The organism is Mucilaginibacter dorajii (assembly GCF_024808255.1).
Classification (GTDB): Bacteria; Bacteroidota; Bacteroidia; order Sphingobacteriales; family Sphingobacteriaceae; genus Mucilaginibacter; species Mucilaginibacter dorajii.
The window spans coordinates 58,850-75,124 of the sequence record NZ_JANTYS010000031.1; the positions used below are offsets into that span (position 1 = coordinate 58,850).

The following is a 16,275-nucleotide window of genomic DNA, read 5'->3' on the forward strand; positions in this document are numbered from 1 at the left end:
TTGATATGAAAAAGCTCCCCCTTTTATTATTCGTCATGTTATTATTGGGCTGTCCCAAACAAAAGGAAGTTGACGACACCAATGCCACTAAAACCGAGGTTGTTAAAACTGATGATGGTAAAGCCGAAGTTGTTAAAACCACCACGGTTACTGAAACCTACAAAACCTTGTTTAATGATGGCATTATTTTTTATAACGATAAACAGTATGAAGACGCCATTACGGCGTTTAAAAAATCTAACAAGTTAAGCCCAAATAACAAAACAGATTACTATATAGCCCTAAGTTACAACGTGATGAAAAATTGCGATAGCTCGGTAGTATACGCCCAAAAGGTGCTTAAAACAGGCGACGATAATAATGAGTATACTAATAACAGTACCAAAATGATAGCAGCCTGTAGTCCCCCGGTTGTTAATAATATCGGCGCTACGACAGATACACATGCCAAATACGAATTTGATAAAAAGATTCCCGCCAAAGATTTTCCGGTATTTACCTCTACCGATTCGGTGAAGTTTAAGATCATCAATAAAAGTATTTTGCAGCACCAAAAAGCCCTTGAGCTAAAGCAGCAGGTTAAACATTTTTAAGGGATAGGTAATTTATGCTTTACCAGCGGTTAAAAGCCTACCAATGTTGCATTGGTTCTAAAAAATAATTTAATTGTCCAATCAACTATAATATTACAGCCCGGCTAATTATTAATCAGCCTACGACCTCACGTAAAGAAAATCTTTACACTCGTAGCATAAGTATCTTCTCAGGGGCATCCAAAAAAGGAAAATCTTAACTAAAGGACTTCGGGATACCCTATGTTCTGTAACGGCGGAGCATTTGGGGCAATGAACCTGTTTTTCGGGCAATTTATTGGTAGCTGACATGGTGTTTCGAATAGGGATATTCGTAATACGTTTTCTGCTCTTTAAGGTTGTATCATAAAAATAATAAAGTCCAGATACACTCGCTGTTCGGGACTTTGGATTCAAAATGCGTACTAACTCAAAAAAAAGACTTATATTCTATTGAGCAATTTTATTAATAACAGGTGTATTTATGGTAACAGATGACGCACAATTTGTTATACATATTTTTCTTATTGAGGTACTTATAAATGCAGGGTTACAAATCCTAAAATCTCTCCACTGTGCATTCCCGTCCGGTTAAATGGTAAAGTTTAAAAACTACTGCTTTTGCCTAACCCGCGGCAGTTACGGGTAATTAATAGTCCTGGTATTCCCAAAGTCTTAATTTCCTGACTCTAATCTCTTGACTCTTTTCAAAAGGGCGTTCCACCGTCGGTATGAGTGGTGGCGGGGGCATTCACTCATACGCGCACGCTGGTATTCGTTTCTGTCCCTAACGCGCAACGAGGTTTATCAGAATATGGCGATTATTGAGCTAACAAACATACTACGGTAGCTTTAAACTACAGGCATAATGGTTCGAAGTCAGAGACATTCGAACGGCAGAAGACTATGGACATCTGGGGGGCTTTTAGGTGATTTGGTGTTTTAAAAAAAACAAAGGGACTTTTTTAACGAGATCGGGCGGTTTTTACCGGATGCTTAGCCGTAAGTGCTTTCGGTTTGTAAGCATCAGAAAAAATAGCAACAATATCAATAACATGGGCACAGCAATATATTCTATATATAAACGGTTATGGTATTAAATAATAAGGCAGCAAACTTTTCCGCCGAATCCAAATTTCTTCAATTGCTTACTTATTGGAAACCTAAATATTGTAAATTTTAAACTCATTAGTTAAATTTTTTAATATTATAAATTTGTCATTTTTTAGCTAAATTAAATATAAATTAGCTTTATAAACTATAAATGAAATAATAAACCTATGGAAAATAAAGTAAAATACGCTATATATCCCATTTTTTTGATGCTGTTTTTTTTTACCGGGCAGTCTTTTGCTCAAATTCCGGTGCGCACAGGGCCGGCGTCTCCTGAAGAGATAAAAAAAGCCCTCACAGTGGTACAAGCTAATATGGATAGCCTGAAAGCACATAGAACATATATTTATGCTATGGGCATATATAGTCCGCTTTTGGTATCACAATATAACGCATGGATGGAAAAATATCCCAACAGTGTGAATATCCCTTTGGCTATAGGTACAGTTTATCACAACGCCGAAATGCCGCAGGCAACTGAGTTTTTGTTGAAGGCTGCCGCGATTGCCCCGCAAAACGGCAAAATATGGTCTATGCTATCAGATGACGCGTTTAACCGGGGTCAAATGGATTCTGCCAAAGAGTACGCAGGAAAAGCAATGCTTGCTGATACATCAAATGCTGTTTATGCCTATAGTTATCTTAGCTTTTTTGCTGACGGCGATCCGAAAGAATATAAACAAAAGGTTTTTGATTTTGTAAAGCGCTACCCATCTGATGAACGCGGCGCGCAGGCATTATATTTTTTGGCAACAAATGCTGCAAATAATAATGATAAAATTGATTATTTTGAAGCTTTGCATAAATTATATCCCCCACAAAATTACAGATGGTCGGCAGGAGGAATGATAGAGTTAACGGATCTATACTTGCAGCAAGATCCCCAAAAAGCATTGTCGTTAATTAGTGAAATGGGAAAAGATGAAGATTGGAAAGCAAGAAGTCAATTTGCCGAAGCCCTGATCCAGATAAATAAACTGGAACAGGATCAAAACTACAAAGCTGCGATAGTTGAAGCTGGTGTGGCAAAACTTCCTCGCTACAGTGCCTTAGCTGACTTTATGGCATTAAAAACGGCCCGCCTGCAAGCAAAAGCTGGCAATGTACAAATGGCTTACGATAGCCTTGCCTCAAAATTTGCGATACTGCCAACTGATAGCCTTTATACTGCCCTTAAATATTACGGCGATAAGATAGGGAAAAAAGAGGTGCAGGTTGATAAAGATGTGGCGGCTATAAGGTATAAGACTGCTGTTGCAGCTTACCCCTTTGAACTGGGTTTATATACAAGCAACGGTAAGCTAAATTTAAATGACCTGAAGGGCAAAGTAGTGTTGCTTACATTCTGGTTTCCGGGCTGCAGCCCCTGTAGGGCCGAGTTTCCGCACTTTGAGGCGGTAATAAACAAATTTAAAAAGCAAAATGTGGTATATGTTGGCATAAATGTGTTGCCAAGGCAGGGCGACTATGTAAATCCTTTAATGAAAAGCGGCCGGTATTCATTTATACCCTTACGCGGCAGCGAAGAATTTGCCAAAAATAACTTTGGTGTGCAAGGTGAACCAGAAAATTTTTTGATAGACAAAAATGGAAAAATTGTTTTCAAAAATTTCCGAATTGATCAAAGCAATCACCGCACATTGGAGTTAATGATAAGTTCATTATTGTAATAATGCCGGATGGGATTGGGGTTTTAATACGTAATGCAGTTATAGCGTAATAAGTAACCACCGTTTATAAAGTTTTGTTATTACAAACCAACCGGCTAATGGATTGCCACCCTATTGGCGGCCCATGTTATTAAGTAAGTGTTTTGGATTTTATCACAACGTAGGCAGAAATATTTGCAGGGCAATATTTTATTGCCCTGCCGGTAAACTTATGCAGCTGAGTATACGCAAAAATATAGTGAGTAAATGTAGGGGCATCTGGGCATGCTGCCGAAGTGCAAACTTGCCCGGTTGTACAAGGGGCGTCTTGTGTGCATGCATTTTTACAGTCATCAGGCGGCTTAACTGTGCCACCTGTTACTTTTTTTAACTGTTCCCTGTTCAATACGTTGTTTGCACCAAATTGTAGGGCTTGTAATGTTTTCATAGTTTTAATTACCTTCATTTTTATTTGATATTGTTTGTCGCGTAGATGTAAAAGCTATTTCGGCTTTATCGCGCCATTCCTTCGTCGCATTTACCTTATTACCCTGTTCCTTCAATTTGCCGTTGACAGGGGGGATTTGGTCGTGACGCATTATCGTCTTTTTGTTGGCTAAATAACAATCATAGGCATATCTGGCATGGTTTACAGTTTGTTTTTGTTATAGTCAATAAATGTTTCATCAATGGTACTCTTATATCATCTTCATTATAGGCTCCTGTAAATGAAATTTGTAAATCGGCTTGTTTTGCAGCATTCTTTCATTGGTGTTGGCGCAGGGGCACGATAAAGTGTATTAAACTGCAAATTCGATGGCGGCTAAATGGGGTTTATCGGTTAAATGGATTCCGCTTTGTTTTCCTGCACGCAGGAAAGGGAGTTAGTTTATTACCTTAACCAGGATTGTCTGCAGAACGACATTTTTATTGTCCTGGCATTAACGTTATGCCGCAGCCGGCGAGCAAATAATGTGAGTAAATGCAGGATTGTCTTGACACGGCACCGAAACGCATACGCTTCCAGACGGACAGTCACCTGGCATGTTACATGAATTTGTACACTCAGCAGGTGGTTTAACTGTGCCACCTAATACTTTTTTTAACTGTTCTCTGTTCAAAACGCTGTTTGCGTCAAATTGTACGGCTATTAATGTCTTCATGATTTTAAATTTTAAATCGTTTTTAGTTTCATCGCCTTTGGTATAATCAATAATTTTTTCACCAATAGTACACTTATATCGCCTTCATTATAGGTTGCTGTGAAATGAAATTTAAATTTGCAAATCGGGTTGTTATGCGGTAATTCATTCATTGACGTTCGTACGGCTACAATAAGGTGTACAAATGTTTATTATTTTATTTGGCGCATCAGTTTGCCAGACACGGTACCTAAATCTTTTGGTGTTTCCGGTTAGGTTTTTTGTTTGCTGGCAGGCCTCAATATCAGGGGCGATTTTTAAGGCTACCTGTACGGCTTACAAACTGCCTGCCAAATGGACTGCTACCTCACTTGCCTGCGCATGGGAGCGAGTACTTTGAGTTTAAGGCAATTATGCGATATCAGGCGGTTACAAATGTCTCATAACGGTAATTCAGTGAAGATGAATTAACTTGTAACGTAAATCAAAAATATATTTGCAGGACAACAAAACTGTTGCCCTGCAAATAAGTTTACGCAGCTGAGGCCGAGCAAATAGTATGAGTAAATGCCGGATCATCCGGGCATGCTACCGAAGAGCAGCTTTGTCCTGACGGACATGAACCCAGGCTTCCGCCGCATGCATTTGTGCACTCGGTGGGTGGTTTAACAGTGCCACCTAATACATTTTTCAATTGTTCCCTGGTTAATACGTCATTTGCACCAAATTGCAGAGCTCTTAATGTTTTCATAGTTTTTAATTTTAATTCGTTTTTAATTCGTTTTTTAGTTTTGATATTGTTTGTTTACTGGTAATTAAACATTGGTTTATTTTTATACTTTTTTTGCAACCTCCTTTTTTTACTGTTTTTAATTAAACCATTAATATTGTCAGTGTATTTTATTGCTTTGTAAGCCTGTTGTATTTATACAGAGAGAAAATATTTTAAATCATTAACAGTATATATATCTGGTAATTGATACCCGTTTACAAAAAAAGTAGGTGTAAAAGCTATTTCGGTTTTATCGCACCATTCCTTCATCGCGTTTACTTTGTTATCCTGTTTCTTCAATTCGCCGTTCATGGGGTATTTGGCTGCAAAAACCTCATAATCTTTTTTATCGGCTAAATACCAATCATCAAGCGCCTGTCTGGTTAAGGTTTCGCCTTTTTCGGCAATAGCCAATAAATGTTTCACCGATGGCGCTCTTGTATCGCCTTCATCATTGGTTGCGGTAAATAAAATTTGGATTTGCAAATCGGGGTTGTTGTGCAGTAACTCTTCCATTGGTGTGTGCGCCTGGGCGCACGGCCCACAATAGGGGTTGCAAACCTTTATTATTTTATTGGTGGCGTTAGGATTGCCAAGTATAATGCCTAATCCTTTGGTGCTTTCTGTTATTGCTTTTTGTTTTACAAGTAAGGCCTCAAATATCAGGGGGTTATGTTTAAGACGTTGTAATTGAGTTTTAGTGCGCTTATTTCCCCGTACGGCGCGATATGCGGGTAGTAAAAGGTTTAAAATAATAAAGGGGGTAGCAAACGATAAAACAACCGGGACGCTATTGCTTAGGGTGGCTACAGTACTTAAAGGAGCAATAGTATGCCAGCCTGCAGCAGTTGTTGTAATTAATTGTAAAACTAACAAAGCCTGTATGCAAAGGCATAGCACACACCATTGCTTGGCTATTTGCCATTGGTAATAAACCGAGAAAAACACATAAGGTATTGCCAATGTGTTTAACCAGGCCAATGCAACCAGGGCGCCGGGGTTGGTGGCTCCCATAACTAACATTGAAAATAAACTACCAGAAAAGTAGGTAAATCCAATAGCGCTCCAGCTAACACCGGCAATTTTAGAGGCTTTTGAATTGAGTATAGCCCCGCAATTTACTTTTTTGCCCGAGCTGCATATTTGTTGCAATAAAGGATTGTACTGATCCAGCTCATACCAAAGCAATAATCCACTCACTCCACAACCCAGTAGGGTAAACAACATGAAAATTACAGGGAAACCGGCAGCTAAACCGTAAGTGGCAAAAGTTATTATGCAGGTTATGATGGTAAGTATAGGAAGCGCCAGCCAGGTTGCATAGCCGGCAATATTTAAACGCCTTTCTTCGCGGCGCTTACTTTTGTAATCTTTTTCTCCAACGGCATCAGCAGCGTCTGCCAATAATACGATCCCCGATGGCCATTTTTTCTTAAAGTTTTCTTTGTTGATCTCTTCCCATTCATGTTTCTCGGGATGAAAGTATCTGATTGCGTTGTCATCTACAGATTCGACAAGTGCAAAATAGGTGTTATGATCCGATTCGCCATTTAGCGGAATAATACATGGCAGAGGCACTTCGGTCAGCTTGTCAATAGATGCTTTTACAGAAATATTTGCGACGCCGTATCCAGAGAGTACATCGCTTATACTTAAAAGGCTTGGATAATCCGGGTGATTGTATAGATCGTTTTGTAATGTGGTATTGGTGACTTTTACATTTAATGCCAAAAGTAATTTACCAACTGTTTCGATGCAGTTTTCTTTGGCGAAAAAAAGCGATATACTCTTCATGAACTATAAACTTATATTGTGTATTTTTTTTGATGTCGACTATTGGCAATAATTTCTTTATTAAAATATTAACTGATGATTTAAAAATGGAAAAAATGAAAAGATATCATATGGCAATAGATTGTTTTGGTAATTGTGAATTAGTCAATTATTAATGTCTTATTTTTGTTCTTTTGTAAATTAAAGAGGAAGTAATTTGTTGTAATGTTATTATTATTATTTATAAAAAGCAAACTAAAATTAAATTTTATTTACTTTATACTTAAGTATGATTTTCGCTGTTAAAATCTTTTTTTATCTTAAAATACTTAATATATAACTGTTTTTTGTAGATGCCATATAAGTTGACTATGTTTATAAACAGGTGTAAATACGCGCTGAATGATCTAATATTCGATTTTTAAGAATTTAACAAATGTCTTTTCCTTATTACAAACAACCCGATCAAATGGACTGCGGCCCCACGTGCCTGCGTATGATAAGCAAGCATTATGGGCGTAATTTTAAACTACAAACCTTAAGGCAGCTATGTGAGATCAATAAAGAAGGGGTATCGTTATTAGGTATCAGCGATGCGGCAGAAAAAATCGGTTTCCGATCATTAGGTGTAAAGTTAGAAACCACAGATTTAAAGGAGGCTGAACTGCCCTGCATTTTGCATTGGCAACAAAATCATTTTGTGATACTGTACAAAATTAAAAACAACAAATTTTTTATAGCCGATCCTGGCAGTGGGCTGGTGGTGCTTAATGCCGAAGAGTTTAGCCGTGCCTGGCTCAGTGCAGCAGGTGGTACCCAAGGTATTGCCTTATTGCTTAGCCCTACGCCGCAATTTTATGAGCAGGAAGATGAAAAGGGCCACGAAGTGCGTTGGTCGTTTTTATTGCGCTATTTGATAACTTATCGTAAGGTGGTTATTCAGTTGCTGTTTGGTTTGGGCATTGGTAGTTTGCTACAGTTGATCACCCCGTTTTTAACTCAATCAATTGTGGATGTTGGCATCAATACCCGTAATCTTAATTTTATATACATTATTCTTTTTGCGCAAACGGCCCTGATTATAGGAAGGGTGAGCGTAGATTTTATCAGATCGTGGATCTTGCTGCACATCAGTACCCGTGTAAACATCTCCATCCTTACCGACTTTTTAATTAAGCTGATGAAGCTGCCTATCAGTTTTTTTGATACCAAAATGACGGGTGATATCATGCAGCGCATGAATGATCAAAAAAAGATCGAAAGCTTTTTAACCGGCTCTACATTGAGTACCATATTCTCATTATTTAACCTGCTCATTTTTTCTGTTGTGCTGGCGTATTATAACGCTACTATATTTGTAGTATTTGCGGCAAGCAGCTCACTTTACACCGCGTGGATAGTGCTGTTTTTAAAACGTCGCCGCGAGTTGAATTATAAAAGCTTTGATGTGGCCTCAAAAAATCAAAGCAGCATTGTGCAGCTCATTAACGGCATGCAGGAAATTAAGCTAAACAACTGCGAGCAGCAAAAGCGTTGGGAATGGGAGCATATACAGGCCCGCCTGTTTAAGTTTAATGTAAAAAGCCTTGCGCTAAGCCAATACCAGCAGGGCGGGGCAACTTTTATAAACGAGGGTAAAAACCTGCTTATTACTTTTTTAAGTGCCGAAGCCGTTATAAACGGCGATTTAACTTTGGGCGCTATGGTAGCGGTGCAATATATTGTTGGCCAGCTAAGTAGCCCGATTGAGCAATTGCTGGGCTTTATACAGGGTTTCCAGGATGCCAAGATAAGCCTGGAACGTTTGAACGAAATTCACCAGATGACAGATGAAGAGCCATTGGATAAAGAGTGGAACCATACGCTGCCTCAAAATAAAAGTTTAACCATCAGCAACCTTACCTTCAGGTATCCGGGCGCCGGTAATGAGCCTGTATTAGATGAAATTAATCTTCAAATTCCCGAAGGTAAAACTACCGCTATAGTGGGCATGAGCGGGAGTGGTAAAACTACCCTATTGAAGTTATTACTCCGTTTTTACGAACCCCAAAAAGGCGAAATAAAAGTTGGTGAGCAATCAATAGCCAACATCAGCTTTAAAACCTGGCGCGCGCAGTGCGGAGTGGTTATGCAGGACGGATTTATATTTTCTGAATCGATTGAGCGCAATATAGCCGTGGGCGATGATTACCCTGATAAAGCGAAATTACGGCATGCCATTAAGGTAGCCAACATACAGGATTTTATTGATAGCCTGCCATTGGGCCTTAACACCAAAATAGGTGCCGAAGGTAACGGAATAAGCCAGGGGCAGCGCCAGCGGATGCTGATAGCGAGGGCTGTTTATAAAAATCCACAATACCTGTTTTTTGATGAAGCAACTAACGCCCTTGACGCCAATAACGAAAGGATTATCATGAACAACCTGGGCGAATTTTTTACCGGCCGCACCGTAGTGATCGTAGCACACCGCTTAAGTACGGTGAGCAATGCAGATAATATTATTTTATTAGATAAGGGCCGGATCATTGAACAGGGTACCCATTTTGAACTTACCGCGCTAAAAGGGAGCTATTATCAACTGGTAAAAAACCAACTGGAGTTGGGAACCTAATAATTAATGCAGTACAATAGTTGGCGCTTAATCATATTTATTAAATTTTATTCCCCCTCAAATGCCTTCAACCATACAGGAAAACAATACGCCCAGGCATACCGATGAAATGCAGGATATAATTACCGCGGTACCTTCATGGTTACTGCGTTGGGGCATCACCCTGTTTTTTGCGGTATTGATATTAATAATAAGTTTAGCCGCATTAATCAAATACCCGGATATTGTTAAAACACGGTTAAAAATACAATCGCCAAATTCGCCAAAACCTGTTGTTGCCAGGGTAGCAGGTAAGCTGGTTAAGCTTTTGGTAACAGAAAATGAATTGGTTACCCAAAACCAACCATTGGCCTTTATGGAAAGCACCGGCAATCATGCCCAGGTTATGCAGCTTACAAAAAGCCTCATAGCTATACAAAATGAGGCTGCTAATAATAAACCTGTTAACGGTAAACTGCTCATTAATGCAAATAGTGCTTCGCTGGGCGAATTACAGGCTGCCTACCAGGCTTTTTACCAGGACCTCATCAATTATCAATCGGCAATTGATAATGGCTTTTACCTTAAAAAGAAAACTTTTTTAGAAAAAGACCTCGCGGATATTAATCTCCAAACCGGGCAATTGCAACAAGGCAAGATCATTCAACAGCGTAATTTTAAACTTGCCGCCGACGAATATGAGATGCACAAAAAACTGGCGACAGAGAAGGTAGAAACCGCATCAGAGCTAAGGCAGCAGGAGGCCAAGTTCCTGGCTCAAAAATCGCCTTTGGTACAAACAGAATCAGCTTTGGTTACGGCTAACAATAACTATACCGGCAAACAAAAGGAAATATTAGAATTGGATAACCAGATTAGCGAGCAAAAAGCCAAATTCAGGCAATCGCTCAACAGTTTGATAAGCCAGGCAGAAGATTGGGAAAATAAGTACATTTTGCGGGCATCGCAGGCGGGTAAAGTAGCTTACGCCGGTATCATCCAGCAAAACCAGGTACTCAATGCCGGGCAGGAAGTGTTTTACATAAACCCGGGCAACGAAGCTTTTTTTGGCGAAATGACCATCCCCCAGGATAACATGGGTAAAGTAAAAGAAGGGCAGCAGGTGCTTATTAAATTAAGAAGCTATCCATTTGAGGAGTATGGTATGATAAAAGGCAAAATCAATTACATTGCCGATGTACCTTATAAAGACAGTGTTTTTATTTCGAAAGTAGATTTTAAAGTAGATAAACCGGCAAATATTAAACGTGCCATTCATTTAAAACAAGGTATGATGGCCGACGCCGAAATTGTTACCGAAGATGCCACTATATTTCAGCGTATTACTAATAGTGTATTTAAAATAATGGTCAATAAGTAACTGTTTAAAGCCTGCGCCCCCGCCGGTAGAGTTCTGCTGTTCGAATGTCTCTGACTTCGAACGACTATGCCTGTAGTTTATAACTACAGTGATTAAGGTTGTTGGAATGTAATATACAAGACAATTGTGCCTCGATTACTTGTAGCGTTTTAAAGCCTAATCCTGAGCTGGCGCACACATATTGCCAGTACCCCATTGAAAAGCATACACCATGTTCCAATTACCTACGGGGTTTTAAAGAATAATCATGAGGCGGATACACACCACAAACGTGTGCACCGGCAAAGAATATTATAAACGGCGGGATATTAAAATCACAAATGCTTAAGGGGTATATATTTAACTCAGAAAAAAATATTTGCCTTTTTTGCTTTTTTGAAAAATAACAGTTAATTTACGCTTAACTAAAAATTAAAATTGTAATTGTATACAATTAACCGAGAAATATAATTACCCGATACGTTATATTTTTTAAATGCTGGCCAGCCAATTAAATTTTTAGGAAAACCTTACGATTATTACTTAACACAACACACAAACATGAAAAACAAGGTATTACTAACAATTGGCCTTAGCGCCGTTATTGCTGCGTCCGTATTATTTTCCTGTAATAAAAATAACAGCAAGCCAGCAAAGGAAACAACAGTAGCAGTTTCGGCAGACGTATTAAAACAAATAAGTGACCTGGGCTTTAGCACAGATGAAGTTAGAAAACAAGGAGATAATTACCTGGTAGAGGGCGACATACTTTTAACTGCCGCCAACCTATCGGAAGCAAGTACAAGCCCCAATTTACGTATTGCCGAAAATGAGCAGTACCGAACTACCAACCTGGTTAAAAGCCTGCCCCGGACAATTACCGTTTCGATATCAAACCTGCCAACCGTTTATGCTACTGCAACAAGCAACGCGGTGGCCCGCTACAACGCGCTAAACCTTACCATCAAATTCCAGGTTGTAAGCAGCGGAGGTAATATCCAGATAATTGGTTTTAACGAAGGGCCAAGTGGTGGTTACATCACCCTGGGTTCATCCGGGTTCCCAACATCTGCCGGCGATCCTTATAATCAAATTCAAATGAATACCAACGCGCAGGCTTATGGCACCAATCCCGATGTTAATTACTTAACTTCGGTTTTACAGCACGAAATAGGCCATTGCATTGGTTTCCGCCATACCGATTATATGAACCGTGCATTTAGCTGCGGTGGTAGCCGTTCAAATGAAGGCAGCGCGGGTATTGGTGCCATTAACATCCCTGGTACACCAACAAAAGCCGATGCCGGCTCATGGATGCTGGCCTGCTCATCAGGTACAGATCGTACTTTTAATGCAAATGATAAAATAGCGTTAAACTATTTATACTAAACTATTTATCAGGTAATCGGGTACTATATTATTCACAATAAGGGAGGGCATTGCCCTCCCTTGTTTTTATTTTAATAAAGCATGACTAAAAAGTTACTGCCTTTTATTTTTTTTATTTTTTGTTTTAAATATTCCTGGTCGCAGCAAACCGCGGGCGACAAAATGATCAAAAACCATTATTCGGCAGTAAATAAAATACCTGTTTCCGATTCTGTTAACTACTATGTTGTTAAAACCAGTAAACAGCCGTTTGTGGCAGCTGCAAAGGCACGGGTTGTAAAAAGACTTTCATACAATTATTACATTGTAGCCTCAAACAAGCCCATCCTGCAAAGTGCGGATTTTGAAATAGTAGCCCCTGCAAATGCGTTGTGGAAGGCATCGGATAACCTGGCCCTTGTTACTCAAAAACATCCCAACAGCAGCAGGATCATTGCCGTTGATATTACCCTTAACAATAACACCGCCCTAAGCCAGCTGGCAAAATATGCTGAAATAACCACTGCAAACGGCAATAGGATAACGGCCAATATCCGTGTTAATAAGCTACAGGAGCTATTGCAGCAGCCTTATGTGGTTTTTGCCGATAAGACCCGTAAAGCCCACGCCGAACTGGCCATCAGCGACATTGACCTGGGCGCCAATACTATTAGTACAATACAAAGCAATTATCCCGGCATTAACGGGCAGGGCATCAACGTAAGTGTCAAAGAAGATAAGTACGATAATGACCTCGACCTGCTTGGCCGTACCTTTGATTCTTTCCCAACATCGGCTATTACATCCGGGCATGCTACAACCATGGCTACGCTTATAGGTGGTAATGGCAATTCATTTATAAAAGGGCTTGGTGCTGCTCCTAAGGTGCGTTTTACTTCGGCCGATTTTATAAACCTGTTTCCTGATAGTACCGCCGTTTTTAAAATGTTTGATATTGGCCTGCAAAACCACTCGTACGGAACAGGGATTGAAAATTACTACGGCGCCGAAACGGTGGCCTATGATGAGCAGGTATGGGCAAATGACAGTATTGTGCATGTATTTTCGTCGGGCAATATTGGGCTTACTGCGCCGGCTGTGGGCGTTTATAATGGTTTAACGGGCGTAGCCAATTTATCGGGCGATTTTAAACAGGCCAAAAATGTACTGGTAATAGGCGGTACCGGCCGTACAAACATTCCCGAAGATTTAAGCTCTGGCGGGCCGGCCTATGATGGCCGTATAAAGCCCGAACTGGTGGCCGATGGCGAAGACGGAACCTCGGGCGCAGCGGCACTGGCATCCGGAACTGTTGCATTGTTGCAGCAGGCTTATAAACTTAAGCGCGCAAGTTTACCCCCGGCAGCTTTGATTAAAGCGATACTGATCAACTCGGCCGATGATATTGGCAACGCTTATGTTGATTTTAAAACGGGCTATGGCAAACTAAATGCCCTTGAAGCCATGCGCACCATGCAGGATAACAGGTTTAACAGCGGGACGGTTGGTAGTGGCGGCCAAAGCGATTTTTCAATTAATGTGCCTGCAAGTACCAAAGAGTTGAAGGTGTCAATAGCCTGGGCCGATCCTGCCGCTGCGCTGAATGCCCCCAACGCGCTGGTTAATGACCTCGACCTATCGGTTGCCGGACCCGATGGGAAAGCCATTTTACCATGGACGCTAAACAGCTTCCCCTCGCTCGATTCGTTGCACAAGCTGGCGCAAAGGCAAACAGATACCATAAACAATACCGAACAGGTAACCATTGCAAACCCTATAGCCGGCATTTATACCATACATGTAAAAGGCCGCAAAGTGCCGCAGGGGCCGCAAACATTTTATATGGCTTACCAGGCTGTGCAGGCAAATAAGTTTGAATGGATCTACCCCGTTGCCGGCAGCCAGCTTTTTGCATCCGATGATAATTACCTGCGCTGGCAAAGCTCCTTTGATACCGCAACGGGCAGGCTAAGCATCAGCTACGATCACGGAGTTACCTGGAAAGCCATTGATAACGTAACACTAAAAAATAATTATGATGACTGGCAGGCTCCCGATGTATTCAGTACGGCCATGTTGAAAATGGATATTGGCAGCAACTCGTTTTTAAGTGCCGAATTTAATATCTCGGCCCCGATAGCATTAAGTGTGGGTTATAATTGTACACAGGGTACTTTGCTGCATTGGCCTGCACAGCAGGGCAGTACAGGTTATGTGGTTTATACCATAAAAGACAATGTTTTGCAAAAGCTAAGTACCGTAACAGATACATCGGTTATAATTCCGGCCGGGCAGCAAACCTCCAGGTATTTTGCGGTAAGTGCTGCCGGTAACGGCTTCGAGGGCTTAAAAAGCTACACCATTGATGTTACCACGCAAGGCGTTGGCTGTTATGTGAAAACATTGCTGGCAACGGTTACCGGCAATAAGGTTTTATTAGATCTTTCCCTGGGCAGTACCGTAAACCTAAAATCCATTACCTGGGAAAAGATGACTGGCCCGGCTGCTTTTACGTCAATTGGCGACTCGCCGGTAATCACCAACCAGCTTGGTTACCAGTTTACTGATGCCGCGCCCAAACAGGTACAGTATTACCGGGCTAAGCTAATTACTGCCGATAACCAGGTTATTTATACCGATGCCGTTAAAGCCGTTGTGTTGCAAAACAAACAGTTTGCCGTATACCCAAACCCCGTTGATAAACAATTTACCATTTTAAGCGGCGACATCAATAATTACGATTTGAAATTATACGATGCAAGCGGCAAGCTAAGCCTAACCCAAACGCTCAACAACCTGCAAAATATTGTGGCGGTAAACCTTAATCCGGGTATTTACGTGTATGCAATTTCTTTATCCGGCCATGTGGTATATAGTGGCAAGTTAATTAAGCTATAGGGTATTTCGGCAATCGCAGGTGCATGCGTGTTGCATAACGGCAATTACCGGTTTTGTTGGGTTTGAGGCCGCATTTCTACTTTTTTACAAAGCATTCAAATTTGTATATTTCGGCACAATTATAAACCACCTTACATACAATTTAATAAACAACGCAGTAACCTAAACGCATGAATAGTCATCAAAAAAACAGCCTTGTCATCATGTTAGCGTTTGTGCTGCTTGCTGCCTGCAAGGGTAAGCCGGGTAGTGTTACCGCCGATTCATTATCGAAAAAAAACGATTCGGCGAAATTGAAGAAAGCCACTGTTTCCAATTATAGCAAAAAAACGGTCGACTCGTTGGTGCGGGTAGGGGCTATAAGTCCGGATAGTTTGCCCGATGTGCCGCCATCGCAAAGCGAGGAACGGGAGGCATTAAAATTAGCTTATGATCGGGTTGAAACCATTGATACGGTTTTAATATGCCAAAAGGATACGCTGCACTTTCATTCAAAACGTTACTGTTTAAAAGATGTAAAACTGGTGGAGCCAAAGCTTTACGACCCGGATGAGCAGCACCCTAAAGAATTTGTTACCCATCCTTTTGTGGCCGATATATGGCTGGCACACAATAAGGATACCGTGCTGAAACGGCAATTTAAGGCCGCCGACTTTAACCCGGCTTACCGGGATAACTTTGGAGGCAACCTGAAAAAGTACGGCAGTATCATCGATTTATACCTCGAACATCAAAACCGGGATAAAAAACGAGTAGTAGTATCTTTTTCAATTGCCATACCGGCAACAGATTTGGGGATTAACATGTATTTAATAATTGATAAAAAGGGTGGTTATAAAATGGCATCAGCCGTAATAAATTAAAAATTCAAAAGTCAAAAAACAACCGGTTAGCTGTTTGACTGAACATCCCGATTCCGAAATCAAATATCCAACCAAAAACAAAAAAGAGGCCGTATCATAATTCAAATGATGCGGCCTCTATGTTTGCAACGTATTGGCTCCATGTTTATCTGTTTTCGTTGAATTTCTCAGC

9 protein-coding genes are annotated in these 16,275 nt (G+C 40.6%); 7 read left to right on the plus strand and 2 right to left on the minus strand.

Annotated features, from left to right (window positions below):
- Positions 1-5: 5 nt before the first annotated feature.
- Both FHS10_RS26660 and FHS10_RS26665 read left to right on the plus strand, forming a co-directional pair.
- Positions 6-593 carry a tetratricopeptide repeat protein gene (locus tag FHS10_RS26660; RefSeq protein ID WP_259097040.1) on the plus strand — a complete coding sequence of 196 codons (588 nt, stop codon included), beginning with the start codon at positions 6-8 and terminating at the stop codon, positions 591-593.
- 1,259 nt (positions 594-1,852) lie between these two features.
- Positions 1,853-3,355, plus strand: coding sequence for a TlpA disulfide reductase family protein (locus FHS10_RS26665; RefSeq protein WP_259097041.1), 1,503 nt, complete (start codon positions 1,853-1,855; stop codon positions 3,353-3,355).
- 130 nt (positions 3,356-3,485) lie between these two features.
- Here FHS10_RS26665 and FHS10_RS26670 read toward each other — a convergent pair whose 3' ends face one another.
- Together FHS10_RS26670 and FHS10_RS26675 are read right to left on the minus strand one after the other, a co-directional pair.
- Positions 3,486-3,800: a hypothetical protein gene (locus FHS10_RS26670; protein ID WP_259097043.1), complete on the minus strand. Its 315-nt coding sequence runs from the start codon at positions 3,798-3,800 to the stop codon at positions 3,486-3,488.
- Between the two features lie 1,601 nt (positions 3,801-5,401).
- On the minus strand, positions 5,402-7,042 hold the full coding sequence (locus FHS10_RS26675; RefSeq protein WP_259097045.1) for a vitamin K epoxide reductase family protein: 1,641 nt from the start codon (positions 7,040-7,042) through the stop codon (positions 5,402-5,404).
- 415 nt (positions 7,043-7,457) lie between these two features.
- Here FHS10_RS26675 and FHS10_RS26680 point away from each other — a divergent pair, with 415 nt between their 5' ends.
- From FHS10_RS26680 to FHS10_RS26700, 5 genes are all read left to right on the plus strand, one after another.
- Positions 7,458-9,635 carry a peptidase domain-containing ABC transporter gene (locus tag FHS10_RS26680; RefSeq protein ID WP_259097048.1) on the plus strand — a complete coding sequence of 726 codons (2,178 nt, stop codon included), beginning with the start codon at positions 7,458-7,460 and terminating at the stop codon, positions 9,633-9,635.
- A 61-nt stretch (positions 9,636-9,696) separates the two neighbouring features.
- Complete coding sequence (locus FHS10_RS26685; RefSeq protein ID WP_259097050.1) at positions 9,697-10,995, plus strand: HlyD family secretion protein; 1,299 nt, start codon at positions 9,697-9,699, stop codon at positions 10,993-10,995.
- A 540-nt stretch (positions 10,996-11,535) separates the two neighbouring features.
- Entirely contained in the window at positions 11,536-12,363 is an 828-nt protein-coding gene (locus tag FHS10_RS26690; protein ID WP_259097051.1) for a M57 family metalloprotease, read from the plus strand.
- An 81-nt stretch (positions 12,364-12,444) separates the two neighbouring features.
- Positions 12,445-15,240, plus strand: a complete 2,796-nt coding sequence (locus tag FHS10_RS26695; RefSeq protein ID WP_259097053.1) for a S8 family peptidase — start codon at positions 12,445-12,447, stop codon at positions 15,238-15,240.
- Between the two features lie 170 nt (positions 15,241-15,410).
- On the plus strand, positions 15,411-16,103 hold the full coding sequence (locus tag FHS10_RS26700; RefSeq protein WP_259097054.1) for a hypothetical protein: 693 nt from the start codon (positions 15,411-15,413) through the stop codon (positions 16,101-16,103).
- The last annotated feature ends 172 nt before the right edge of the window (positions 16,104-16,275 follow it).